General features: G+C 49.4%; 23 protein-coding genes. 18 read left to right on the top strand and 5 right to left on the bottom strand.

The genetic code is table 11. From position 1 onward, the window contains the following. Positions 1 to 134 precede the first annotated feature (134 nt). The 5 genes from ACYU8Y_RS25715 to secG all read left to right on the top strand — a co-directional run bounded on the left by ACYU8Y_RS25715 (position 135) and on the right by secG (position 5,074). On the top strand, positions 135 to 1,631 hold the full coding sequence (locus ACYU8Y_RS25715) for a MiaB/RimO family radical SAM methylthiotransferase (protein ID WP_460941037.1): 1,497 nt from the start codon (positions 135 to 137) through the stop codon (positions 1,629 to 1,631). An 85-nt stretch (positions 1,632 to 1,716) separates the two neighbouring features. Then, a complete protein-coding gene (locus tag ACYU8Y_RS25710; RefSeq protein ID WP_460941036.1) occupies positions 1,717 to 3,099 on the top strand; it encodes a sigma-54 interaction domain-containing protein in 1,383 nt (460 codons plus the stop codon). After that, a complete protein-coding gene (lptE, locus tag ACYU8Y_RS25705) occupies positions 3,089 to 3,646 on the top strand; it encodes an LPS assembly lipoprotein LptE (protein WP_460941035.1) in 558 nt (185 codons plus the stop codon). The genes ACYU8Y_RS25710 and lptE overlap by 11 nt, the downstream gene beginning before the upstream one ends. A 110-nt stretch (positions 3,647 to 3,756) precedes the next feature. Further along, on the top strand, positions 3,757 to 4,596 hold the full coding sequence (locus ACYU8Y_RS25700) for a hypothetical protein (protein ID WP_460941034.1): 840 nt from the start codon (positions 3,757 to 3,759) through the stop codon (positions 4,594 to 4,596). 73 nt (positions 4,597 to 4,669) lie between these two features. Next, positions 4,670 to 5,074 (top strand): preprotein translocase subunit SecG, encoded by a 405-nt coding sequence (secG, locus tag ACYU8Y_RS25695; protein ID WP_460941033.1) that lies wholly within the window; start codon positions 4,670 to 4,672, stop codon positions 5,072 to 5,074. Positions 5,075 to 5,131: 57 nt separating this feature from the next. Here the strand turns inward: secG and ACYU8Y_RS25690 are convergent, their stop codons facing one another. Then, the gene (locus ACYU8Y_RS25690; RefSeq protein ID WP_460941032.1) at positions 5,132 to 5,839 is read right to left on the bottom strand and encodes a hypothetical protein; all 708 of its coding nucleotides are present in this window, start codon (positions 5,837 to 5,839) and stop codon (positions 5,132 to 5,134) included. A gap of 250 nt (positions 5,840 to 6,089) precedes the next feature. Between ACYU8Y_RS25690 and ACYU8Y_RS25685 the strand changes: the two genes are divergently transcribed. Beyond that, on the top strand, positions 6,090 to 6,386 hold the full coding sequence (locus ACYU8Y_RS25685) for a co-chaperone GroES (protein ID WP_460941031.1): 297 nt from the start codon (positions 6,090 to 6,092) through the stop codon (positions 6,384 to 6,386). 99 nt (positions 6,387 to 6,485) lie between these two features. Beyond that, positions 6,486 to 8,126, top strand: a complete 1,641-nt coding sequence (gene groL, locus ACYU8Y_RS25680; RefSeq protein ID WP_460941030.1) for a chaperonin GroEL — start codon at positions 6,486 to 6,488, stop codon at positions 8,124 to 8,126. 360 nt (positions 8,127 to 8,486) lie between these two features. On the opposite strand, the gene ACYU8Y_RS25675 is transcribed toward groL, so the two are convergent. Next, positions 8,487 to 9,149 carry an ABC transporter ATP-binding protein gene (locus ACYU8Y_RS25675; protein WP_460941029.1) on the bottom strand — a complete coding sequence of 221 codons (663 nt, stop codon included), beginning with the start codon at positions 9,147 to 9,149 and terminating at the stop codon, positions 8,487 to 8,489. A 148-nt stretch (positions 9,150 to 9,297) separates the two neighbouring features. Here ACYU8Y_RS25675 and sucC point away from each other — a divergent pair, with 148 nt between their 5' ends. Next, positions 9,298 to 10,515, top strand: coding sequence for an ADP-forming succinate--CoA ligase subunit beta (gene sucC / locus ACYU8Y_RS25670; protein WP_460941028.1), 1,218 nt, complete (start codon positions 9,298 to 9,300; stop codon positions 10,513 to 10,515). 86 nt (positions 10,516 to 10,601) lie between these two features. Here sucC and ACYU8Y_RS25665 read toward each other — a convergent pair whose 3' ends face one another. Then, entirely contained in the window at positions 10,602 to 11,432 is an 831-nt protein-coding gene (locus ACYU8Y_RS25665) for a M48 family metallopeptidase (RefSeq protein ID WP_460941027.1), read from the bottom strand. A gap of 189 nt (positions 11,433 to 11,621) precedes the next feature. Between ACYU8Y_RS25665 and ACYU8Y_RS25660 the strand changes: the two genes are divergently transcribed. The 10 genes from ACYU8Y_RS25660 (at position 11,622) to ACYU8Y_RS25615 (ending at position 20,047) form a co-directional block, all read left to right on the top strand. Next, complete coding sequence (locus ACYU8Y_RS25660; protein ID WP_460941026.1) at positions 11,622 to 12,233, top strand: fumarylacetoacetate hydrolase family protein; 612 nt, start codon at positions 11,622 to 11,624, stop codon at positions 12,231 to 12,233. 66 nt (positions 12,234 to 12,299) lie between these two features. Continuing rightward, positions 12,300 to 14,372 carry a M23 family metallopeptidase gene (locus ACYU8Y_RS25655; RefSeq protein ID WP_460941025.1) on the top strand — a complete coding sequence of 691 codons (2,073 nt, stop codon included), beginning with the start codon at positions 12,300 to 12,302 and terminating at the stop codon, positions 14,370 to 14,372. Between the two features lie 77 nt (positions 14,373 to 14,449). Next, the gene (gene bcp, locus ACYU8Y_RS25650) at positions 14,450 to 14,899 is read left to right on the top strand and encodes a thioredoxin-dependent thiol peroxidase (RefSeq protein ID WP_460941024.1); all 450 of its coding nucleotides are present in this window, start codon (positions 14,450 to 14,452) and stop codon (positions 14,897 to 14,899) included. Positions 14,900 to 14,990: 91 nt separating this feature from the next. Next, positions 14,991 to 15,848 (top strand): transketolase, encoded by an 858-nt coding sequence (locus ACYU8Y_RS25645; protein ID WP_460941023.1) that lies wholly within the window; start codon positions 14,991 to 14,993, stop codon positions 15,846 to 15,848. A 39-nt stretch (positions 15,849 to 15,887) separates the two neighbouring features. After that, positions 15,888 to 16,850, top strand: a complete 963-nt coding sequence (locus ACYU8Y_RS25640) for an AAA family ATPase (protein WP_460941022.1) — start codon at positions 15,888 to 15,890, stop codon at positions 16,848 to 16,850. Further along, entirely contained in the window at positions 16,844 to 17,416 is a 573-nt protein-coding gene (locus ACYU8Y_RS25635) for a hypothetical protein (protein WP_460941021.1), read from the top strand. Before ACYU8Y_RS25640 ends, ACYU8Y_RS25635 begins: the two co-directional genes overlap by 7 nt. A 28-nt stretch (positions 17,417 to 17,444) precedes the next feature. Then, positions 17,445 to 18,398 carry a transketolase family protein gene (locus ACYU8Y_RS25630; protein WP_460941020.1) on the top strand — a complete coding sequence of 318 codons (954 nt, stop codon included), beginning with the start codon at positions 17,445 to 17,447 and terminating at the stop codon, positions 18,396 to 18,398. 78 nt (positions 18,399 to 18,476) lie between these two features. Continuing rightward, a complete protein-coding gene (locus ACYU8Y_RS25625; RefSeq protein ID WP_460941019.1) occupies positions 18,477 to 19,049 on the top strand; it encodes an RNA polymerase sigma factor in 573 nt (190 codons plus the stop codon). 70 nt (positions 19,050 to 19,119) lie between these two features. Then, positions 19,120 to 19,584, top strand: coding sequence for a hypothetical protein (locus ACYU8Y_RS25620; protein ID WP_460941018.1), 465 nt, complete (start codon positions 19,120 to 19,122; stop codon positions 19,582 to 19,584). Positions 19,585 to 19,594: 10 nt separating this feature from the next. Beyond that, the gene (locus ACYU8Y_RS25615) at positions 19,595 to 20,047 is read left to right on the top strand and encodes a hypothetical protein (protein WP_460941017.1); all 453 of its coding nucleotides are present in this window, start codon (positions 19,595 to 19,597) and stop codon (positions 20,045 to 20,047) included. Positions 20,048 to 20,131: 84 nt separating this feature from the next. Here ACYU8Y_RS25615 and ACYU8Y_RS25610 read toward each other — a convergent pair whose 3' ends face one another. Next, positions 20,132 to 22,939 carry a M14 family metallopeptidase gene (locus tag ACYU8Y_RS25610; RefSeq protein WP_460941015.1) on the bottom strand — a complete coding sequence of 936 codons (2,808 nt, stop codon included), beginning with the start codon at positions 22,937 to 22,939 and terminating at the stop codon, positions 20,132 to 20,134. A 241-nt stretch (positions 22,940 to 23,180) separates the two neighbouring features. Beyond that, entirely contained in the window at positions 23,181 to 24,338 is a 1,158-nt protein-coding gene (locus ACYU8Y_RS25605; protein ID WP_460941013.1) for a Gfo/Idh/MocA family protein, read from the bottom strand. Between the last annotated feature and the right edge of the window lie 8 nt (positions 24,339 to 24,346).

The raw sequence follows: 24,346 nt of genomic DNA, 5'->3' as shown, positions 1-24,346 counted from the left end.
GGTATTTTAACGTCAAAAACTGCCAAAATGACAGCATTATCGGGGCTTTCTTCGTAATTTTACGGTTTCGTAAGCAAACTGTGATTCACGACCCTTGATCGGCAACGGATCATGATCATCGATTTTAGACTATTATGACGCTCATACCCGAACTGACTATACTGCAACCTGCCGACAAAGAGCAAATTGACCTCCCCCGTACATCGGAAGATGAGTTGGCTGTAGGCAAAAAACGGCTGTATATCGAAAGCTACGGTTGCCAGATGAACTTTGCCGATAGCGAAGTTGTCGCGGCCGTCATGCGTAATGCAGGTTATGCAACCACTTCATCGGCTACCGAAGCGGATGTTATTTTTCTGAATACCTGCGCCATCCGCGACAACGCCGAGCAGAAAGTTCGTCACCGGCTGAAGCACCTTACCGGACTCAAACGCCAGAAACCCGAACTCATGGTCGGCATACTTGGCTGCATGGCCGAACGCCTGAAAACCAAACTCCTCGAAGAAGAAAAAGTAGTGGATATTGTGGCTGGCCCCGACGCCTACCGCGACATCCCTAAACTGGTTGAGGAAGCTGAATCGGGCCAGAAAGCCGTTAACGTTTTTCTCTCCCGCGAAGAAACCTACGCCGACATCGCGCCTATTCGCCTGAATTCCAACGGCGTAACGGCCTTTGTTTCGATCATGCGTGGTTGCGACAATATGTGCAGTTTCTGCGTCGTCCCTTTCACACGGGGCCGCGAACGAAGCCGCGATCCCCACAGCATTGTCCGCGAAGCCCAGGATCTTTTCGATCAGGGATATCGGGAAGTTACATTGCTGGGGCAGAATGTGGACTCGTATAAGTGGGTATTAGACGCGAGGAGGGAGGAGCGAGGAGTTGCTGAAGCGTCAGCAAAAACGGATGCATCAGTAACTCCTGACTCCTCCCTCCTCGCTCCTAATACGACAACATTCGCTCTTCTGCTCGAACGGGTCGCCCGAATCCATCCCGATCTTCGGGTTCGCTTCTCGACTTCGCATCCAAAGGATATTACCGACGACGTACTACACACCATGGCCCGGTACGATAATATTTGCAACTACATCCATTTGCCTGCCCAAAGCGGCAACAGCCGGGTGCTGAAGCTGATGAACCGAACCTACGACCGGCCCTGGTATATCGGTAAGATCGACCGTATTCGGGAGATTCTGGGTGACGACTGTGGCATATCGACTGATATAATTTCAGGTTTCTGCACCGAAACGGAAGAAGAACACCAGGAGTCACTGTCGCTTATGGATTACGTTCGCTACGACTACGCCTATATGTTTGCCTACTCGGAACGGCCGGGTACACTGGCGGCAAAAAAATACGCCGATGATATTCCGGAGGACGTAAAGAAACGCCGTTTGAACGAAATTATCGCTCGTCAGCTCGGGCACTCTGCCGAACGGAACCAACGACACATCGGGCAGGTACAACGCGTACTGATCGAAGGCCCCTCCAAACGTTCTGATGACTTTCTTTGCGGCCGCAATGACCAGAATAAAATGGTCGTTTTTCCCAAAGGAGATCACCAGAAAGGCCAGTATGTCAACGTATTAGTGACCGAATGTACGTCAGCAACGCTACGGGGAGAGGTAGTCTAGCGTTTACACGATTCGGTTTTCGACAAACCAGGTTATCCAGCAGGAAACCCATCGAAAACCGGGTACCGAATACCGTAAACTTTTTATGAATCTACAGGAAATTCAAAGCGTTAAACAGCGCTTCGGTATAATTGGTAACGCGCCCGGCCTCAACTACGCCATCAACGTAGCGATGCAGGTAGCCGCTACCGAACTGACGGTGCTTATTACGGGCGAAAGTGGTAGTGGTAAAGAGTCTTTTTCCAAGATCATCCACAGCCTGAGTGCCCGTAAGCACGGTCAGTTTATTGCCATCAACTGCGGGGCCATTCCAGAAGGCACCATCGACTCTGAACTGTTCGGCCACGAAAAAGGCTCATTTACCGGCGCTGTTGACTCCCGGAAAGGTTACTTCGAAACGACGAACGGAGGCACCATTTTCCTGGATGAGATTGGTGAAATGCCCCTGGGAACGCAGGCCCGGCTGCTTCGCGTGCTTGAAAACGGTGAATTTATTCGGGTAGGGTCGTCGAAAACGCAGAAAACGGACGTACGGGTCGTAGCCGCAACCAACGTCAATTTGATGGAAGCGGTGGAGAAGGGTAAGTTCCGGGAAGACCTCTATTACCGGCTTAACACAGTGCCCATTTTCGTGCCCCCCCTGCGCGAACGCGGAATGGACATCGAACTGCTGTTCCGCAAGTTCACGACCGATTTCGCCGAACGCTATCGCATAAAACCCCTGCAATTGACCGACGCTGCCAAACAGGTGTTGGTGCAGTATCCGTTTCCGGGAAACATCCGGCAGTTGAAGAACATTGCCGAGCAGGTATCCATTCTGGAATCGGAACAGAATAAGCCTATCGACCCGGAAACCTTGTCGAAATACCTTCCGCAACAACAGACGCCTAACCGGACAGTCGCCTTGTTTCCGCAGGCAAACGGTGGTGCAGGAGCCGACAACTTCTCCGAACGGGATCTGCTCTACAAAGTGCTGTTCGATATGCGCCGGGATGTCAATGACCTTAAAAAGCTCGTTCGCGATGTGCTGATGGGCGACGGCCAGGATAGCGGGCAGATTCTGCACACACATAAAGATTTATTCGATTCGATTTCGTCCGATGCCGACAATCGACCGCTGGCCGAAACCAACACAGCACGCCTGTTGCCACCCGTCAACGGGAGCGTCAGACCCGAAGCGGCTCCACCACGAGCTACGGCACCAGCTTCGGAAACGTATGGCAGCCATCCACCCGTGCAGATTTACGACGACGTGGATGGTGACGTGAACGACCTCACGGAAGTAGAAGACGTAACCCACGAAACGGAAGAAGATGATTCGCTCTCGCTTGAGCGGCAGGAGAAAGAAATGATTCTGAAAGCGCTTCGGCGCAACAACAACAAGCGCAAGTATGCCGCTCAGGCACTCGGTATTTCGGAGCGTACGTTATATCGGAAAATCAAACAATATGAAATTGATGAAGAGTAAATTAATGAAGAAGGAAGAATCCAGCGTGAAGAATAGCAAAAGGAAAGGGCTGCTCATCTTATTCTTCATTCTAAACTCTTCACTCTTTATTTCGTCCTGTGGAGTCTATTCGTTTACGGGAACGACGCTCTCACCAGCCATCAAAACGGTTACGGTCAATAACTTTACCCTGGCCACGGCGGGCGGACCCGCGAACTTACCGCTCACGTTCAACGAACGATTAAAGGAGTACTACCAACGCTATACAAACCTGAAGGTTGTGCCCAACAACGGGGATATGGTTCTGGAAGGGAACATTACCGGCTACGATCTGCTGGCCGTTGCGCCGACAGCCCAGGATCAGGCGGGTGTTAACCGACTGCAAATCACCGTTCTGGCCCGTTTTTATAATAACAAGGACGAAACAAAGAACTTTGAACAGTCTTTTTCCTTCTATCAGGATTTTCCACAGGGTCAAACATTAAGTCAGAACGAAAGCCGGCTGGTGCCTAAAATTCTGGACCAGATCGTTCTGGATATTTTCAACAAGACTGCGGCCGACTGGTAAAAGATTCACGGCCCACCATTGACAATTTACGCCTGAAAAGGGTACTTTCGCAGATTGCATCGCTCAGCGGAACAGGGATAAATTTTCCATCGTAAATCGTAACATACTTCGTGCTCGCCCTCGATAAAGAAACATTCTCATACTGGGTCACTCACCCCGACGACCTCGCTCCTACCGACTTTTTGCAGTTACAGGAAAGTCTGGAGACGTATCCCTATTGTCAAACACTGCACACCTTAACGGCTAAAGCGGCATCGGTCCATCAGCGGAGCCAGGCCGTCTCCTTTGTTCGTCAGGCTGCGGCCCACGCCTTAAGTCGAAATGCGTTACGGAAGCTGATTGAGAATGAATTTCAATGGTCGGAAAACCTGCTGACCAAACTAAACGAATTGTCGGCCAGGCATGTGCCGGTTCCCGACGATTATCAGCAGGAAAGCTATGCCCTTTTTAAGTCGAAAGCGGGCCTTAGCCATGGATTCCCCAAATTACCGCTGCTGCGACTCCCCGGCCAGCAGGAGCAGCCTGCCGAATTTATTCCTACCACACCTACCCCCGAAGACCCAACCTTAATCGAAACAAACCTGCAGAACGATCTCGTTCAAATTGCCGAAGCAACACCCGTTCAGCCAACACTCTCTCCCGCCGATATTGAACGCCAGCGCCAGCTGGACCTGATCGATAGCTTCATTAAGAAAGAGCCCCGCATTTCGCCCGTGCGGGCTAAACCAGGGGAACCTCATACGCAGGAAGACCTAACGAAACGCACTAAGCCCGTTGGTGGCAGTCTGGTAACCGAAAGTTTTGCCAGGATTTTGGAGAAGCAGGGGAAACTTGACAAAGCACGGGAAATCTATGAGAAACTAATAGTGAAAAACCCAGAAAAAAAAGCGTACTTTGCGGCAAAAATTAGCGAATTAACGAGTGCGGACGGAGGATCGACTGAATCGTGAAAACACTCCTATTCGCTGGTACCTATCTGTCTTAACTGTTTAACGCACCGGCGATCCGGTAGCTACTGATTTCATGATAACGGCAACTATTGTCATCATTTGTATTCTCACCGTTCTTCTGATTCTAATTGTACTTGTTCAGAACTCAAAAGGCGGAGGCCTGGCTGGCGAATTTGGCGGCTTAGGCTCTAACCAGCTAATGGGTGTAAAGAAAACAACGGATTTGCTAGAGCAAATCACGTGGGGCCTTGGTATCGCCGTCATGGTGCTGTCGCTGGCGTCTTACATCATGATCGACCGCACGCAGGTGGGCGGCATCAACAGCGCCAACGTCGATCGGGCACAAACCCAGACCTTACCAGGCGCGGCTGCTCCAACACCCGTTCCCAGCGCAGCCAACGGGGCGGCCCCTAGCCAGGCAGCTCCCGGTGCCCAGACGCCAGGCGCATCGACTTCGGCATTGACACCCCAGAAGTAAACCTGTACGCCATACAGAAAAAGCCGTGCCCTTTTGAGCACGGCTTTTTCTGTATGGTTAGGCCACTGCCTGAACCAGTAATTGCCGGGCAATGGGCAACAACGTTTCCTGAATAGGATAACTTTTCTGACTCTCCAGCATAAACGTGGCCGGATTGGGCAGGTGTCGATGCCGCCGAATGAGATCAAGTTTAATATTCTCAACGGTATTGACCAGGCTTTTTCGGACGGCCTCGACAAAACGCATTTGCACCAACCGCCCGCCCGGTTCCTGATCCGAATAAAGTGTCAGGCAAAAATAATATACATGCGTCTCAGTCTGATCAGTCGTATGCAGCAGTAAATAGCCCTCCTTGGGACGTAGCGGCAACAAACCGACAGGAGCCAGTATCAACGAATTGGCAATATCAAGCCAGCGCTGTTGTCCTTCGGTCAGCATAGCCTGAAAGCGCGGCAAGGCAAATCCCATGATCGCGTCCACCTCCTCCATAAATGATGGGTCCGTTACCTCAGATTTGTATTCGATTCGGGGTGGCGGGCCGGTAACTCGACTAACCCGCTTGGGGAAAGCCGCATTTAACGTACCTTTGCCCCTCGAAAAACGAATACCTGCGTCGTAATGACTTCGCAGTTCAGGCAGGTCCGGACAAAGTTTGTGTTCCACGAAGTTCTTCTGAACCGCCTGTAGGTATGCCATCACGACATACTTCTGATATTCGGCGTCAAGCCAATTTTGCGTAAACCAGTCAGGTTGTAATTTTTTCATAAACCAGATTACTTAATTTTTTAGGTATATGACTTTGTTAAACTAACTAATGATTGGGAAACGGCCAAATTCTGTTCGTTAAAAAGGGGCCATCTGCCGAATGAAGTTTAATGAATAGAGCTAATGGCAGTATGGCAGACTTAAACCGGAAAATTTGGCAGTTCAACGTATTGGCACAGTAATTGGCGATCAAGAACCGTCGTGTAAGTACAAAACACAAACAGTTAAAAACCTTAATCAACTCATTATCATGGTAGCAGAAACGGAAAGCGTTAAAGTGAACGTGAAACCGCTGGCCGACCGGGTGCTGGTAGAAGCCGCACCGGCCGAAGAAAAAACGTCGTTCGGAATTATCATTCCTGACACAGCTAAAGAAAAGCCACAGCGTGGAACAGTCGTTGCCGTTGGTACAGGTAAGAAAGATGAGCCCCTAACGGTTCAGGTGGGCGATACGGTGCTGTATGGCAAATATGCCGGTACAGAAATCACCGTCGATGGCAAAGAGTACCTCATTATGCGTGAATCCGACATTTTCGCAATCCTTTAATTGAGTGAAGGATGTAGCGTGACCCGTGAAGACTATTCGGCGGATTCGCTTTATTCTGTTATTCATAACTCTTCATTCATAATTCATTATTAACCAATCATGGCTAAGAAAATATTTTTTGATACCGAAGCTCGCGAGCGGATTAAGAAGGGTGTAGATACCCTTGCCGATGCGGTAAAAGTAACCCTTGGTCCTAAAGGCCGGAACGTAATTCTGGACAAGAAATTCGGTTCACCCGTTATCACCAAAGATGGTGTAACAGTAGCCAAAGAAATTGAACTGAAGGACGCCATGGAAAACATGGGTGCTCAGTTGGTAAAAGAAGTGGCGTCGAAAACAGCTGATTCAGCTGGTGATGGTACAACGACGGCTACCGTTTTAGCGCAGGCGATCTACTCGATCGGTGCGAAAAACGTAGCGGCTGGTGCTAACCCAATGGATCTGAAGCGTGGTATCGACAAAGCCGTTATTGCTGTTGTTAAAAACCTGGCTGAACAGGCGCAAACTATCGGTGATGATTTCGGTAAAATCGAGCAGGTAGCGACTATCTCGGCTAACCACGATGAAGAAATCGGTACGATGATTGCCGAAGCCATGAAAAAAGTTGGCAAAGAAGGCGTTATCACGGTTGAAGAAGCTCGCGGAACGGAAACGGAAGTTAAAACCGTAGAAGGTATGCAGTTTGACCGGGGTTACCTGTCTCCTTACTTCGTAACGAACACCGAGAAAATGGAAGTTGAACTGGAACGTCCGTTCATCCTGATCTCGGAGAAAAAAGTTTCGTCGATGAAAGAGTTGCTGCCCGTACTGGAGCAAGTTGCTCAAACAGGCCGCCCTCTGTTAATCATCGCTGAAGATGTGGATGGTGAAGCGTTGGCTACGCTGGTTGTTAACAAAATTCGTGGTGCGCTGAAAGTAGCGGCCGTGAAAGCACCTGGCTTCGGCGATCGCCGGAAAGCGATGCTGGAAGACATTGCTATCTTGACAGGTGGCCAGGTTATCAGCGAAGAGCGTGGTTTCAAACTGGAAAATGCGTCGATCGAATACCTGGGTCAGGCTGAAAAAATCCTGATCGACAAAGACAATACAACTATTGTCAATGGTGTTGGTGAGAAAGACAATATCACGGGTCGCGTAAACCAAATCAAAGCCCAAATCGAAAACACGACATCAGATTACGATCGCGAGAAATTGCAGGAACGTCTGGCCAAACTGTCGGGTGGTGTGGCTATCCTCTACATCGGTGCGGCTACCGAAGTAGAAATGAAAGAAAAGAAAGACCGCGTTGACGATGCCCTGCACGCAACTCGTGCAGCCGTTGAAGAAGGTATCGTAACGGGTGGTGGTATTGCGCTAATCCGCGCGATCTCAGCTCTGGATGCGATCAGTTCGATCAATGAAGACGAAAAAACGGGGATCAACATCATCCGCGTAGCTCTCGAATCTCCATTGCGTACGATCGTTGCTAACGCCGGTGGCGAAGGTTCCGTTATCGTAAACAAAGTGAAAGATGGTCAGGGTGGTTTTGGCTACAACGCGAAAAACGACACGTTCGAAGATCTGTTTGCAGCTGGTGTTATTGACCCGAAAAAAGTAACCCGTCTTGCTCTGGAAAACGCAGCGTCTATCGCTGGTCTGTTGCTGACGACGGAATGCGTTATCGCCGACGAGCCAGAAGAAGCTCCAGCCGGTGGTGGCCACGGTCACCCAGGCGGTGGCGGAATGGGCGGCATGATGTAATTCAGCAGCCTTTTATAAACTAAAAAGTCCCCGGTCAATCTGACTGGGGACTTTTTAGTTTACGCTTACCGATATTTATGTGCCTTTTCGGACTATCTTCGATTATAGGCAAACAAAAAAGCCAAGCGAGACACTCTCTTGGCTTTCTGATTTACTCAACGTTATGAAAAACTTTTCTTTTCGACACAATGATAAAACAAAATTACGAAAATTTGATTCTTTTTCTTAATAATTTTTTAAACTCAAGTGACAATATACTGACAAACAGGCGTTTAAATAAATTTGAATACTCAAAATACCACTAAATCTTGAGTGTATTTACTCAACAGAGCTGTAAGTATCACCGTATACGTTTCACAATTAAGTGAATAAAAGTCCATCCCGGATGGTTACCGTTCGATCGGCCAGGGCGGCTAACCCTTCGTTGTGGGTTACAATGATAAACGTCTGACCGAGTTCATCCCGGAGCCGGAAAAATAGCTGATGGAGTTCTTCAGCATTGCGCGAATCAAGGTTTCCACTAGGCTCATCGGCAAAAACAATAGCAGGCTCGTTGATCAATGCCCGCGCCACAGCGGCCCGTTGCTGCTCTCCGCCCGACAACTGCGAAGGAAGATTGGTAAGGCGATGTTGCAGACCAAGCGTCGTAAGCAGCGCTTCGGCCCGTTGCCGGACCGCCTGCTCATCTTTGCCAGCGATGAAACCCGGCAGACATACATTTTCGATGGCGGTAAACTCGGGCAGCAAATTGTTGAACTGAAACACAAACCCAATGCGCTCGTTCCGGAATTGCGCCAATTGACGGTCATTGAGCGTAAAAACGTTCTGACCAGCAATGTGCAACTCGCCGGCATCGGGCCGGTCGAGTGTGCCAAGAATTTGTAGCAGTGTAGTTTTACCGGCTCCGGACGCGCCGACGATTGACACAACCTCGCCCGGTTCGATGGCTAAATTGATACCTTTAAGAACGGGCAAATCGCCGTAGTTACGGCGAATATCTGTTGTGTGAAGGATTGACTGCATCAAAAATGAAGAATGAAAAGTGAGGGTTGACGAGTGAAGAATAATGAATTCGGAGTAATTATTCTTCACTCGTCAACCCTCATTCCTCATTTCCTGTTTAACTTGCCGCACAAAAATACGATTTCCAATCCTCCTTGTTGCAGTTGTCATGAATATACACGAGTATCAGGGCAAAGAAATTCTCAAAAAGTACGGTGTCCGCATTCAGGAGGGCATTGTCGCTGAGTCGCCCGAGAAAGCCGTTGAAGCCGCCAAACTCCTGATCGCTCAATCAGGTCAGAAGTTTGTTGTGGTTAAGTCGCAGATCCACGCGGGTGGGCGCGGAAAAGGCCAGATCGTCGGCTCTGAGCAGCGTGGCGTGGCGTTGGCCAAATCGGTAGATGCCGTACGCGACATCACCAAGAACCTCATCGGTAATGTGCTGGTTACGCACCAGACAGGGCCGGAGGGAAAACGGGTAAATAAAGTGCTCATCGCTGAAGATGTGTATTATCCAGGGCCATCGGACCCGAAAGAAATGTACATCGGTATTCTGCTCGACCGGACGAAAGCCTGCAACGTAATCATGGCCAGTACCGAAGGTGGTATGGACATTGAAGAAGTAGCCGAACATACACCTGAAAAGATCGTCAAGGAGTGGATAGACCCAGCGGTTGGCCTACAGCCTTTTCAGGCCCGCAAAGTGGCTTTCGGCCTTGGCCTCGAAGGGGATGCATTCAAAGAAATGGTGAAATTCGTTACGTCGCTTTACAAAGCGTACGTCGACACGGATGCCTCCATGTTTGAGATCAACCCGGTGCTGAAAACGTCGGACAACAAGATTCTGGCCGTTGATGCTAAAGTCAATCTGGACGACAACGCTCTTTATCGCCATCCTGAGTTGAAAGCGATGCGGGATTTGGCCGAAGAAGATCCGCTCGAAGTAGAAGCGTCTGCCAACGACCTGAACTACGTAAAACTCGACGGTAACGTCGGTTGTATGGTAAACGGCGCAGGTCTGGCCATGGCAACCATGGATATTATCAAACTGTCGGGTGGCGAACCCGCTAACTTCCTCGACGTAGGAGGTGGTGCCAATGCCAAAACGGTGGAAGCTGGTTTCCGGATCATCCTGAAAGACCCGAATGTAAAAGCGATCCTAATCAATATCTTCGGGGGTATCGTTCGTTGCGACCGCGTGGCAACGGGTGTTGTTGAAGCTTACAAAGCGATCGGCGATATTCCGGTTCCAATCATCGTTCGTCTGCAGGGTACAAATGCCGAAGAAGGTGCGAAAATCATCGACGAATCAGGCCTGAAAGTACAATCAGCCGTTCTGCTGAAAGAAGCGGCTGAAAAAGTGCGTCAGGTAGTTGCAGGACTGTAATTACTTCACAGCCTCTTGCTGTCGGATACAAACAGAAAAGCCGGAGTGCATACTCCGGCTTTTCTGTTTGTCATATACCCAATACCTTACCGGGCACTGGCATAAAATTTCTGGGCTTCGGGAAGTAACTTTTTTAAGTCAGCAATCCGGCGTTCATCTGACGGGTGATCCGACAGAAACTCAGCGGGTGCTTTACCGCCACCTGCCTTGGCCATTCGTGTCCAGAACGTAATCGCTTCCCGCGGATCATAGCCTGCCATCGACATAAAGATCAGCCCTAAATGGTCGGCTTCCGATTCCTGCTTACGGCTGTGAGGCAAGCCAACGCCGTACTGATAAGCCAGAGGACCAACAACACCAAATGCCTGCTGAAATAGTGCCTGCGTTTGTGCACTTTTACCAGATGTACCGATACCGGTTGCTACCTGACCCGCCTGAAGAAGGCCATTGGCAACCAGTCCTTCACTCATGCGCTCGTTACCGTGCTCGGCAATAGCGTGAGAAACCTCATGCCCTAACACCGTAGCTAAACCCGCTTCGTTCTGGGTGTATGGTAGAATACCGGAATAAACCACGATTTTACCTCCGGGCATACACCAGGCATTTACCTGGTTGCTTTGCACTAAGTGATACTCCCACTTGAAACCTTCCAGTCGTTTGCCGTACCCATTGCTATTCATATAACTTTCGACGGCCCGACGGATACGATCACCAACCCGGTTGACCATCTCCGCATCACCATTGCTGGTGCTGACAACCTTACTTGTATCCAGGAATGCTTTGTATTGCGTAAAGCTCATAGAAAGCATGTCATTATTAGGAACCAAAATCAGTTGCTTTCGACCCGTTAAGGGTACCTTCTCGCAAGCCGTAACAGCAAAAGCGAGTGACAACATGATAACTATTACTTTTCTCATTTTCGCGTGTTTTTAAATGGTAGTATATTCTGACGTTATATGACGTGGAAAGTACTAGAATTGTTCAAATTTTTATAAACCGATGCGGTCAGCCCCTCTTTAGTCCTTAGATTTGTGGCATTTGTATTGGTTTAATGTAACGCAGACAGCCTGTCTGCACAGATGCGGGCAATAGATCCGCGTTACTCTATGAAAATTATTTGCGTTGGCCGGAATTACGTCGAACATATTAAGGAACTCAACAACGAACAACCCGAGGACCCGGTCATTTTCATGAAGCCCGAAACGGCCATTCCTTTGAAACATGAGCCTTTTTTCTACCCGGACTTTTCTACAGATGTTCATCACGAAGTTGAAATTCTGGTGAAGATCAATCGAGTCGGGAAAAACATCGACGAGAAATTTGCCCATAAATATTATGATGAAATTGGCGTCGGTATTGACTTTACCGCCCGTGATGTGCAGAGTAAACTGAAAGCAAAAGGCTTACCGTGGGAACTGGCGAAAGGCTTCAATGGCTCTGCTCCTATTTCGAACTTCGTTCCTAAAACCAGTTTTCCTGATCTACAGAACCTGAATTTCCGACTGGACATCAATGGTGAAACCCGCCAGACAGGGAATACGAGCCTGATGCTTTTCAAGATCGATTACCTGATCTCCTTTGTATCGCGGTATTTTTTGCTGCAACAGGGCGACATCTTGTTTACGGGTACGCCCAAAGGCGTTGGGCCGGTTCAGGTTGGTGACCGACTGACGGCATTTATTGAAGACACTTCCATGCTCACGTTTGACGTAAAATAAGCGTTCCTGATCGGTTAGGCTCTTATGGGGCCTAACCAGCGCTGCCGTTTCCAATTGACTTTACTTTTGAAACAAACACTAATTTATACGCTGGTAGTCGCTGCTCTGTGTGGTTCGGGATTAGCCATTGGGCAAACAAGTTCTGCTTCGACGCCAGCAAAATCGGCCACCCAGCCTGGCTATATTCAACCCGGCACGATCGAAGACGGTTATTTTACGTTCCCAATCCAGCCGGGTGGCGCCAATTCTCTGTCGGGCGGTATGGGTGATTTGCGACCCAATCACTTTCATGCAGGACTGGATATTCGTACCGGTGGCCGCGAAGGGCTGGATGTCCACGCGGCTGCAGATGGTTACGTGTCGAGAATCGCGGTCTTTACGGGAGGCTATGGCAATGTCGTTTTTATTAAGCACCCCAACGGCCTGACCACCGTTTATGGCCATCTGAAGACGCTGAAAGATACACTCGGCACGTATTTACGCGAGCAGCAGTACCAGAAAAAAACCTTTGAAATTGACCTCCGCCCCCAGCCGGGCCAGTTTCCGGTCAGGCAGGGTGATGTGATAGCCGCATCGGGCAATACGGGTGGCTCGGGCGGGCCGCACCTTCATTTCGAAATACGGGATGCCAGAGACAATCTGATCAATCCCTTGCTGTATGGTTTTTCGGAAATTCAGGACAACGTACCCCCTTATTTCGAACGGATTGCCATGAAAACGATGACGCCTACGTCGCGCATCAATGGTGAGTACCAGCGCGTTAGTTACGCGCCGGTTCGCCAGCCAGATGGCTCGTATACCATAACGAAGCCCATCACCGCATCGGGCCTGATCGGACTGGAGGTATTGGCGTACGACAAAACGAGTGGCTCTCCCTATCGGAATGGCATCAGTTGCCTGGAAATTCGACTCGACGGGAAGGAAGTGTTTGCCTACAACATGAACAGCTTCCCGAATGAGCAAACCCGGTTTATGAATATCCACGAAAACTACGAAGTGGAGCAGATGACCGGCCAGCGTTATCACCGGGCTTACATTGCAGACGGCAATATCCTGAACCTATACAAGCTACAAAGTAATGCGGCTTACCGGGGCCGTTTGCCTCTATTGGACGGGCAATCGCACGAGATAACGCTGGTTCTTTACGATGCCTTTGACCATTCCGCTAAATTGACGTTTACGGTCATGCCGGAAGTCGCAGCGACGAACGCCCCCCGGACAGATTCAATAGCCGTTCAGCCAGCAAGTTATTCACCGGAATCTACCAGTGGAGAACCGGCCGCTACCGTTACCACCGACGAAAATGTTTTGAAGTTAACGGTCCGAAATATCGTGGCTGGCAATGCGCCGATCGCTAAACTTATCACGGGCCGCACCGTTGTGGAACAGCCGGTTAGTTATGTTCGTAACAACCAAGCCGTTTATCTTATAGATTTGCGGCAGACTTTGCCTGACTCGGTTCAGTTTGGCCGGGGGGTGATCCGAACGAATTTCAAAAAGCGAGTAATACCGGGCCGGGCCGAAGTGATTAGCGATGGAAACACCCGGTTGGAGTTTGGCGCTAAAACGTTATTCGATACCTTGCATCTGGCCATGCGTCCCTTGCCGGGAGGAGGAGTCGAAATTAACCAACCAACCATTCCACTCAACGATTACCTAACAGTTCAGTATGTACCGAACTACCCGATCGCGATCGATACCATGCGAACCAAAGCGTATTGGGTGAGTGGCGGCCGTGAGAGCTTTCTGGGTGGCAAATGGACTAAAGGCAAAATTGAGTTCAAAACCCGTTCGCTGGGGCGCTTCCAGTTAATGACCGATGCGAATCCGCCATCGGTCGAGATTTTGAGCGCAACGCCCAAAGGTATTACCGCCAAAATAAGGGATGACCTATCCGGCATTGCTGAATTTCGGGCGCTGGTAAATGGCGAGTGGGTACTTATGCAATATGATTACAAACGGGCCTTATTGTGGTCGGACAAGCTGAATCCAGACGAGCCGTTCGAAGACGGTGCCGAAGTGCTGGTTCAGGTTAAAGATCGCGCGGGAAACATTGGCTCCGACAGCACAACCATTGATGTACCCCGCCAGCCGGTAAAGCGGAAAGCAGCGCCGAAAAAGAGTCGAAAAAGACGATAAAACAGGAATACGTTTTTGGTTTGTAGTTGGCGCACTGACGACGACCCAAAAACGCTGAATCACAAACCAGTAATTTGATGAGCCTACACATCGGCGACCTTGCCCCTGACTTTACGAGCACTGACCAGCAGGGTCAGCCTATCAAACTGTCTGATTATCGGGGTAAAAAAGTAGTTTTGTACTTTTACCCGAAAGACAATACGCCGGGTTGTACGGCTCAGGCCTGTAGCCTTCGCGATAACTATTCGGATTTGCGGGCGGCAGGCTACGAGGTTCTGGGCGTGAGTGTCGATGATCAAAAGTCTCACCAAAAGTTTATCAGCAAATACGAATTGCCATTCACGCTCGTGGCCGATACGGATATGAAGGTGGCTGAAGCTTACGATGTCTGGAAAGAAAAGTCCATGTATGGCCGTACGTATATGGGCACTGTCCGAACGACGTTTCTAATTGATGAGAAGGGCATGATCACGAACATCATTAACAAAGTAGATACCAAAAACCACGCAGAACAGATTTTACCTTAACGCGACCATTTCGCCGTGGCACACCAAACGCTGTGCAGGCGGAAAATCGCCATCGTTGATTAAAAAAGCGGGCTTCTACCCGCACTACTACATGGAAATAGACCAACTCAAACACACTGCTACCGCCGTTCGGCGTGACATTCTTCGCATGGTTGCCGCCGTTAATTCCGGTCACCCCGGCGGTTCTCTGGGCTGCGCCGATTTTTTAGTCGCCTTGTATTTCGATGTGATGAACCGGAAAAAAGACGCCGATGGCAATCCCGTTTTCGATATGGATGGTCGGGATGAAGATATTTTCTTTCTGTCGAACGGCCACATTTCGCCCGTATTCTATTCGGTACTGGCGCGGGCGGGTTATTTCCCCATCTCGGAACTAGCTACGTTCCGGAAGCTCGATAGCCGGTTGCAGGGGCACCCAACCACAGCCGAACATCTGCCAGGCGTCCGTATTGCATCGGGTTCGCTGGGACAGGGTTTATCAGTAGCCAGTGGTGCGGCTTACTCCAAAAAACTGAATGGCGACAAAAGCCATGTCTATGTTCTGATGGGCGATGGCGAACAGCAGGAAGGCCAGGTGTGGGAAGCCGCTCAGTTTGCTCCCAACAAAAAACTCGGTAACCTGACTGCCATTATCGACCTTAACCACGCTCAGATTGACGGCACTACCGACAATGTAAACAGCAACCGCGATCTGGCAGCTAAATACCGGGCATTCGGCTGGTTTGTCGACGAGATGGAAGGCAATGACATTGAAGATGTGATCCGGACGCTCAAGAAGGCACAGGAAAATCCCGAAGTACCAACCATGATCCTGATGCATACCGAAATGGGCTTCGGCGTCGAGTACATGGTGGGTAACTACAAATGGCACGGTACGGCTCCCAACGCTGAACAATTGACGCAGGCACTGAACGGCCTGCCTTTGTCGATTGGCGTAACGGATTATTGATTGACGCAAACAGCAAGATGCTGTTTGGTATACAGACACATGAAAATCAAACGCCTGGTTATCGAAAATTTCAAGTCCATTGAACGGATCGAGCTCATTGAGCCGAATCCGTTCACGGTCTTTGTTGGCCCCAACGGGTCGGGCAAATCGAATATTTTCGAGGCTTTGGAGTTTTGGAATCTTTACAATAAAATAGGCGGTTTAAGCGAGAGCTTGTTCGGTGGTAAATCTGCATTTTTGAATAGGAATAATAGAGCCGACGAAGTCTTTTTTTTTGCTGATCTAGGTGGAGTAACGGTTTCTCTAGAGCATAATCAAGAAGAAAGGGAAGTCAATATTGTAGCTAAGACAAAAAAACCAGATTACAAGTATGGAGATTTTCAGTTTGTAGACCAGTTCTACGAAAGCTTCTCAAGAATTTTCCTTAGAAAGGTAGAGATAGAGAAATTACATTTAACTGATGATAAGCGATTATCGCTCTCCGCAAAAAATCTGGAAAAGGTGCTTAAACGTATTTTGCTAGATACTACCTTAAAAAGCGAAATTTTCGAATGGCTTGAGTTATTCATTCCAAGATTTAAAGCGGTTGAGATAGATGACCGTGACGAATTACATTGGTTTGAAGAGTTCTCTCCAGAATACTTCACCAAAGACCTCATTTCTGACGGCACTTACAACATTCTTGCCCTTTTAACTGCCATCTACCAGAGCGAGGAACCACAATTTCTTTGTATTGAAGAGCCGGAAAATGGATTGCATCCAGATGTAATTAAAGAATTGGTTAATCTTTGTCGATATGCTTGTGAGCAACAAGGCCATTTCATCTGGTTAAACACACACTCGCAAACCTTAGCTTCTCAATTAACAGCCGACGAAATCATTGTTGTCGATAAAGTAAAAGGAGCTACCCAGACTAAACAATTTAAAGGTCATGACTTTCATGGCTTAAGAATGGATGAAGTCTGGCTAATGAATGCTCTCGGAGGTGGGCTTCCGTGGTAAGAATTGGTTTCATTTGTGAAGGTAAAACTGAGAAAAACATTATTGAATCAACTAATTTCCAGCAATGGCTAAGCTTAAATGGTTTTGAATGCTTACTGCCAGTCATCGACGCAAAAGGCAATGGCAATTTGCTTCCTCATCGCATCGAAGCCTTACGTCAGGAATTACTTGATCGAAATGTTCAGAAAATAATTATTGTAACGGACTTGGCTGCGGATAGTTGTATCTCACTGACACGACAGCGCATCAGTGAGCGTGACGATCAAGTTATTATTGTTGCAGTTAAACAGATTGAATCTTGGTTTCTAGGTGATACACCAACTTTGCAAGCTTTACTTAACGATTCGACCTTCGAATTTGATCAACCAGAACAAGAAGTCAATCCATTTTCGACACTTCAGCAACTGCTTCTTTCAAAAACCAGTCGTGGTGTAGGCAGTAAAAGTATCTTGGTAAGCCGAATGTTGAAGTATGGTTTCACCATTGAAAAAGCCGCTCAACACCCAAATTGTTCAAGTGCCCATTATTTTTTGACCAAATTGCAAACCCTCGCTTCGGCGAATTAACAGACGTAATATTTTGCGTCTCTACACTATGAAAAAATACGAATACACGGAGAAAAAAGATACACGCTCGGGCTTCGGCGCGGGCATAGCCGAGTTAGGCCGTTCTAATCCAAACGTCATTGCGCTAACCGCCGATCTGGCCGGTTCGCTTAAGCTGGACGTCTTCATCAAAGAAAATCCGGAGCGCTTCGTTCAGTGTGGTATTGCCGAGGCCAACATGATTGGCGTATCGGCGGGGCTGACCATCGGTGGTCATATTCCCTTCGCAACAACATTCGCCAACTTTGCTACCGGTCGGGTGTATGACCAGATCCGCCAATCGGTTGCTTACTCGAACAAGAACGTTAAGATTTGCGCTTCGCACGCGGGCTTGACCCTTGGCGAAGATGGAGCCACTCACCAGATTCTGGAAGATTTGGGCATGATGAAAATGCTACCCAACATGACCGTCATCAATCCCTGCGATTATAACCAGACCAAAGCGGCTACCCTCGCCATTGCCGACCACGTAGGGCCGGTTTACCTGCGCTTCGGGCGTCCTGTGATTCCGGTATTTACCCCTGCTGATCAGAAATTTGAGATTGGTAAGGCATGGACCGTCAATGAAGGAAACGATGTCTCCATTTTCTGCACCGGCCACCTGGTTTGGGAAGCCATCAAAGCGGGGGAAATACTGGCCGCAGAAGGAATTGATGCCGACATTATCAACATTCACACCATTAAACCGTTAGATGAAGAGGCTATTCTGGCGTCGGTGAAGAAAACGGGTTGTGCCGTATCGGCCGAAGAGCACATGATCAATGGTGGATTGGGTGATAGCGTTGCGCAGGTATTGGCCCGTAACTACCCTGCCCCGCTCGAATACGTCGGCGTGCATGACACCTTCGGCGAGAGCGCAACACCTGACCAGCTTATGCAGAAATACGGACTCACAGCCGACAAGATCGTTGAGCAAGTGAAAAAAGCAATGGCCAGAAAATAAAGGGGTTAGTAGGTAGGAGCGAGGAGGTGCAACGCCATTCTTCCTCCCCGCTCCTACCTACTAACTACTAAACGAAGAATGACTGACGAAGAAATCCTCGCCAAATACCGCGACCCATCAAGCCGGAACTACGCCTTTAATCTGCTGGTGCGCAAGTATCAACAGAAAATTTATTGGCATATCCGCAAGATGGTCATCGACCACGATGATGCCGATGATTTGGTGCAGGAAACATTTATCAAAGTCTGGAATAGTCTGGAACAGTTTCGGGGTGATAGTCAGTTATATACATGGGTGTACCGCATTGCGACCAACGAGTGCCTGAACTTCCTCAACAAAAAACGCCGACGCTTTTTTCTGCCCATCGGCGATGTGGAAGGTGAGTTGATGGAAAAGCTGGAAAGTAATTCCAGCTATGTCACATCGGGAAGTGAACCTACCGGCGAAGAAGTGCAGATGAAACTACAAAAAGCGCTTCTCAAACTTCCCGATAAGCAACGACTCGTCTTCAACATGAAGTATTTCGATGATATGAAGTACGAAGAGATTGCTGACATTACCGGTACATCCGTTGGTGCGCTGAAAGCGTCTTACCATCTGGCCGTAAAAAAGATAGAGGATTTTATCAAAAAAACTGATACAGCCGATTAAACCCAGGCCAGTTGACGCTGTCAAACACCTATAACCGAATTGGAATCGTGTAATACACACACCACTTACCATGAACGAGGACAATAACTTCCGGCTTGACGAATTACCACCAGAACACCCGATGCGGCAACATCCGTTTGCGGCACCAGATGGCTATTTCGACACGCTGCCCTCTCGAGTGCAGGCGCGTGTTATGCACAAGCCCAAACCAGCGTTTAGTATTAGCTGGTCGTGGCAACGCACGGCAACATCACTGGTTGGTGCCAGTTTGATTGCTTTATTAGTTTGGCAAACATTGCCCCAACGCCAGGAATCGCTGCCTAGCGAAGCACTGGCTGGTGTCAGTGATGAAGTCATTACGGCTTACCTTGACGATCAGGGCGTCAATGCCGATGAGTTGGCCGATAGCCAGCAACTGCACTCTTCTCTGGGAAACGATACGACGGCCATTCAGTATTTGAACGTACAACCCGCCGACATTCAGCAGCATATTAAGGATGAGGTTCTTTCGGACAACCCGAATGTAGGCTCCTGATTTATTTAGCATGGTTAACTTTACCGCGATGAAACACGCATGGATTGGCTGGATGATTGCCCTGACGCTGACGACTCAACTCGCTACTGCCCAGAGCGATCTCAATGGACGCCAGAAAATTGAATCCGCAAAGATTGGCCTGATTACCAATCGACTCAACCTGACCACTGATCAGGCCCCGCAGTTTTGGGCAGTTTACAATGATTACAACGCTAAAAAGCAGGAATTGAACCGCCGGGTTCGGCAACTGACCAATGAACCCTCACGCACGAACCTGAACGAAAATCAACTGGTAAACGGCCTCCGTGAAGTCAATGCGACGAAGCAAAAACTGGCCGACCTTGATGAAGAATACATGAGCCGGTTTTTGAAAGTTATCAGCGCGCAACAGCTGGCCGAATTGTATAAAACAGAACAGATGTTCAATAAAATGCTTCTGAACAAACTGAACAACCAGAACTAGACCTTACTCACTATCAAACTAAAAGCCTGACCGAACTTCGGTCAGGCTTTTAGTTTGAGTATTAATTCATTAGTTGCGTTTGCGTTACGGCGTCTTCAAGGCATAAAGCTGGTTGAACAACAGTTTGAATGTACCCTGCGCCTGAGCACGGAACGTTATTTCGGGACCAAAGGCAATTAATTTGCCCGAACCAACCGGCGCCATAAACGCAGCGACACCATCCTGCAGATACCCCTGTCCCCAGGCCCAGCCGCTACGTAATGGTTTAGCCGTCGAGAACCACGCCAGTGGTTTCACTTCACCTTTGGCAATGGCATCCGGTGCCACTTTAAATACGGGACTGGCATCGAAATAAACATCCGTTTTTGTCGGCATACCCCAGGTAGCCTGTTGCGTTGAGTCAAGGCTCACCTGCAAAATACTCCCCGGAATATAGTACTTCTCCGCCGGTAAGGGGCGCTCCTGGCCGGTAGCGCTCATCTCAACCAGGGCATTTTTAACGGGTAAACCTAGGTGATAAGCGAGGTTCGTACTCGTACCGATGGTTACCACACTCCCGCCTGCTTCCATGAACTGCTTCAATTTGGGAATTGATTTATCCGCTGTAATTTTACCAAGCCACGGCCGGTATTCACTCGGTAACTCTTCGGCTTTGGGCTCCCGCGAGGCCGAGTATTCCCCTTCGCCCCGACCACCAGTCGCATTGCCGACAGCCGGAATGGCGCGGGTTACGAACAGAATTACATCGTATTTTTTCCGTAAATCGCCGGCATCAATGTCTTGTGCGTAAACGAGCTGAATCGGAAAATGATATTGCTCCATCAACCAGCGGGTCCAGCCAGACGGCATTGAACCGCCATACGTATCCCAAAGGGCAATGCGCTTCGGCGAAACTTTGATCATGGATGTCGTTGGTTTTTTGGCCAAGCCTACTACATCTAATCCCAGTTCGCTGGTTGCTTTATCGAGTACTGATTTTGCTTTTGCTGATGCAGGCACAAAGAACGAACCAGCTTCAACGCCCGACTTATCCCCTACCCCATTTGGCAGGCGATATACATCGACGCCAGCTTTAAGCAGATCATTGACCGCGATGAACGAATTATTTGCCCGCGCTCCCAATACGTAACCAGCCCCGGCCGAACCGTCTACGTGGCCCTTCGGGGATTGCAGTTCGCCATAAGGCAATTTCTTGAACGGACCATCGAAACCATCCAGAACCCGATCAGCTTGCACACCCATCTGATAGGCAAGTGTCCAGCCAGCCGCATCGTACGGACGAACGGGTGGGCCACCGGGATACTGAAAATCATTGGGGTGATCCTGCGGCTCAAACATGTCGATGATATGGGGTCGGAAAGCCTGATCGGTTTTTACAACATAAGAACCCGCCGGATACTTCTTGCCTGCCACCGAGAAATCGGTCGTCGCCTGCTGAATCTGGATACCCGTTTTTATCAGTGCATTGACGAATTTAACGGCCGTTGGAAAATCAGGCTGGTCTGCCGTAATAATGAATCCGCGTGGATCGCGCAGAACGGGCGCTTTCATTATTGTGTCGTAATATTTAATGGGCATTCCACCACCCCGGGGCAGTAAGCCGTTCTGGTCTGGGTTAGCTAAAGCACCGGCACCCGGCGTGGCCTTTTTCTGAGCAGCCTGATAGGCCTGGGTGATGGCGTCAATTCGCTTGGGCGATAAGGTCCAGTAATCACCGCTGCCCCGCTCAATGGAGTTCTTGCCCATCCGATAGATGTTGTACAGCAACTCATCGGCGTGTCGGGCTGCGTAGTTCAGGGTAGCGTAATTCAGCGAAAGCGAGTAATCGATCGACTGCTTAAAATGCCACTTTTGCGGTGTAACCGGAAATGGCGTATTGCCATTCGGAATTAGCCGTTGCGGCACCAGCGGTACATCTTCGGGGGTCGGATTACCGATAATTTCGGTAAGCAGCCCAATCATGTTGTGAAAGTGCGTGGTGGTACGCAGGCCGCCATTATACCAGGTCGAGAAAACAGAACCGCCAAGGCGTGTGTAACCCGGCTTGTTTTCGGCATTCAGGCGGTTAATCATGGCCGCGCCCAAGGCATCGATCCCGGTTATCATCAATGGATCAAATACATAGTTAAACGGGTCACGGTAAGGAGGTCCCGCCAGAACCGAACCGGCTGGCCCACGCTGGTGGTGGTTGTACATGATCTGCGGCATCCACTCGACGAATAGTTGACGACCGATGTTCTGAGACTCCTTCATGTTCATGATAAAGAAATCGCGGTTGTTGTCGTGCCCAACGTATTTCTGATACAAACGGGGCAAGTTATCCAGCGTACGTTTCTCGGGCGTCGGATTGCGCATATACCAATTCGACACAATCTCCTGCCCATCGGGGTTGGCATGCGTCAGCAGGATAACCACATTGTCAAGAATCTTCAGCGTTTCGGGATCTTTGCGGCTAACCAGTTGATAAGCCGTTTCGATGAGCTGGTGTGTGCCAACCGTCTCCGTTGCGTGCAGACCACCGTCAATCCAGACAATGGCCTTGCCTTCGTTCGACAGGGCGCGGGCCTGTTCCTCGCTGATGCCTTCGGCGCGGGCCAGCTTCTGGGATATTTCCTTATACCTATCCAGCTTTTTGATGTTTTCCGGCGACGAAACAATCAGCATAAACTGATGGCGTCCTTCTTCGGTCAGACCAATATCGACCATTTTAGTCCGGTCAGAAGTCCCCAGTTTCTTAAAATAAGCCTCGGTTTGAGTATAAGTCGCTAGGTGGTAATCGTCGCCAATGGCAAAACCAAAGTGCTCTTTGGGTGTAGGAATTGTTTGTGCCTGAACAACCAGCACGCCCAATGACAGCACCAGCATAAACGAATGAAGAATTTTTTGAATCATAGACGTATTGAATCGGGTAGTTGTGGTAACGCATACAAATTAGAGACTTCTTTGCATAGACAGCCGAATTTTTGTTATTTTTTTTACCTGAACACCCTTTTTTCTACTGCATTATCAGCTATCATCAAAATCAAGTTTAGGTATTTATACCATACAGCAAGGCAGGCAATGGGTTCTCTCTAACGCATAAAAAAGGGGTTACAGCCACGTAACCCCTTTTTTAGAACCTGGTGAAACCTTTCTATACGTCCGTAGCGCCGGTCTCTTTCCAGCTTCTGGACGTTGCCGAATCCAGCACTGCTTCACAAACTTTCTGGGTCTGCAACGCATCCAGGAACGTGGGTGCGCAGGGTTCACCAGTTTCAAGACTTTTGAAGAAATCAGCAGCCTGATGCACAAACGTATGTTCGTAACCAATGATGGTTCCGGGTATCCACCACCGTTTCATATACGGCTGATCGCTGTCCGTTACCAGAATCGATCGCCAGCCCCGAACAATGGAATCATCCGAGTGATCGAAATATTCCAGGCGGTTCATATCGTGTAAATCCCACCGTATGGATGCATGTTCGCCGTTGATTTCCAGCGTGTACAACGCTTTATGACCACGGGCGTAGCGGGTTGCTTCGAAAAGCCCCAGCGAGCCGTTGCCAAAATGGCAGTGAAAAATACAGGCATCGTCGATACCAACTGGCTGAACTTTCCCCGTTACCTGGTGCATCCGCTCTTTAACAAACGTTTCTGTCACGGCCGATACGTCCGTGATTGCCCCGTTCAGCCACATGGCGGTGTCAATACAGTGAGCCAGCAGATCGCCGGTTACGCCCGAGCCAGCCGCGTCGACATCCATACGCCAGGTGCCGGTTCCGCCCTGTGGCACATCGGCACTGATCGTCCAGTCCTGCAGGAAGTTAGCCCGGTAGTGGAAAATTTTGCCGAGTTTGCCTGAATCAATGATCTGCTTGGCCAGCGTAACGGCGGGTACCCGCCGGTAGTTGTACCAGACGGTGTTCTGAACGCCCGCTTTTTCTACAGCGTCAACCATTTGCTGGGCTTCGGCGAGGGTTCGGGCAAGCGGCTTCTCGCACAGAATCATCTTCCCGGCTGCGGCTGCGGCAATGGCAATTTCGGCATGGGTGTCGTTTGGCGTACAGATGTCGACGGCGTCGATATCATCGCGGGCAATTAGCGCTCTCCAGTCGGTTTCGATGGACTCATACCCCCACTGATCGGCAAATTTCTGCACGCTTTCGGCATTGCGCGAACAAACGGCTTTCAAAACCGGGCGATATTCCAGCTCTGGGAAAAAATCGCCAATTCGCTTATATCCATTTGAATGGGTCCGGCCCATCAAGCCAGCCCCTATTAAACCAATGCGTATTTCTTTCTTGGGTGTCATGTTGTTGG

The sequence above is a fragment of the Spirosoma humi genome (genome assembly GCF_054776575.1).
Note: the sequence above shows the minus strand (reverse complement) of the source record. Positions and strands in the feature narration are given on the sequence as shown.

What these genes read in the sequence shown, in the direction of transcription:
- ACYU8Y_RS25715 (WP_460941037.1), top strand. Translation starts at nt 135, where the DNA reads ATGACGCTCATACCCGAACTGACTATACTGCAACCTGCCGACAAAGAG.
- ACYU8Y_RS25625 (WP_460941019.1), top strand. Translation starts at nt 18,477, where the DNA reads ATGACTGACGAAGAAATCCTCGCCAAATACCGCGACCCATCAAGCCGG.
- ACYU8Y_RS25610 (WP_460941015.1), bottom strand. Translation starts at nt 22,939, where the DNA reads ATGATTCAAAAAATTCTTCATTCGTTTATGCTGGTGCTGTCATTGGGC.
- ACYU8Y_RS25615 (WP_460941017.1), top strand. Translation starts at nt 19,595, where the DNA reads ATGGTTAACTTTACCGCGATGAAACACGCATGGATTGGCTGGATGATT.
- secG (WP_460941033.1), top strand. Translation starts at nt 4,670, where the DNA reads ATGATAACGGCAACTATTGTCATCATTTGTATTCTCACCGTTCTTCTG.
- bcp (WP_460941024.1), top strand. Translation starts at nt 14,450, where the DNA reads ATGAGCCTACACATCGGCGACCTTGCCCCTGACTTTACGAGCACTGAC.
- ACYU8Y_RS25685 (WP_460941031.1), top strand. Translation starts at nt 6,090, where the DNA reads ATGGTAGCAGAAACGGAAAGCGTTAAAGTGAACGTGAAACCGCTGGCC.
- ACYU8Y_RS25710 (WP_460941036.1), top strand. Translation starts at nt 1,717, where the DNA reads ATGAATCTACAGGAAATTCAAAGCGTTAAACAGCGCTTCGGTATAATT.
- ACYU8Y_RS25660 (WP_460941026.1), top strand. Translation starts at nt 11,622, where the DNA reads ATGAAAATTATTTGCGTTGGCCGGAATTACGTCGAACATATTAAGGAA.
- lptE (WP_460941035.1), top strand. Translation starts at nt 3,089, where the DNA reads ATGAAGAGTAAATTAATGAAGAAGGAAGAATCCAGCGTGAAGAATAGC.
- ACYU8Y_RS25640 (WP_460941022.1), top strand. Translation starts at nt 15,888, where the DNA reads ATGAAAATCAAACGCCTGGTTATCGAAAATTTCAAGTCCATTGAACGG.
- ACYU8Y_RS25605 (WP_460941013.1), bottom strand. Translation starts at nt 24,338, where the DNA reads ATGACACCCAAGAAAGAAATACGCATTGGTTTAATAGGGGCTGGCTTG.
- ACYU8Y_RS25645 (WP_460941023.1), top strand. Translation starts at nt 14,991, where the DNA reads ATGGAAATAGACCAACTCAAACACACTGCTACCGCCGTTCGGCGTGAC.
- groL (WP_460941030.1), top strand. Translation starts at nt 6,486, where the DNA reads ATGGCTAAGAAAATATTTTTTGATACCGAAGCTCGCGAGCGGATTAAG.
- ACYU8Y_RS25690 (WP_460941032.1), bottom strand. Translation starts at nt 5,839, where the DNA reads ATGAAAAAATTACAACCTGACTGGTTTACGCAAAATTGGCTTGACGCC.
- ACYU8Y_RS25675 (WP_460941029.1), bottom strand. Translation starts at nt 9,149, where the DNA reads ATGCAGTCAATCCTTCACACAACAGATATTCGCCGTAACTACGGCGAT.
- ACYU8Y_RS25620 (WP_460941018.1), top strand. Translation starts at nt 19,120, where the DNA reads ATGAACGAGGACAATAACTTCCGGCTTGACGAATTACCACCAGAACAC.
- sucC (WP_460941028.1), top strand. Translation starts at nt 9,298, where the DNA reads ATGAATATACACGAGTATCAGGGCAAAGAAATTCTCAAAAAGTACGGT.
- ACYU8Y_RS25665 (WP_460941027.1), bottom strand. Translation starts at nt 11,432, where the DNA reads ATGAGAAAAGTAATAGTTATCATGTTGTCACTCGCTTTTGCTGTTACG.
- ACYU8Y_RS25630 (WP_460941020.1), top strand. Translation starts at nt 17,445, where the DNA reads ATGAAAAAATACGAATACACGGAGAAAAAAGATACACGCTCGGGCTTC.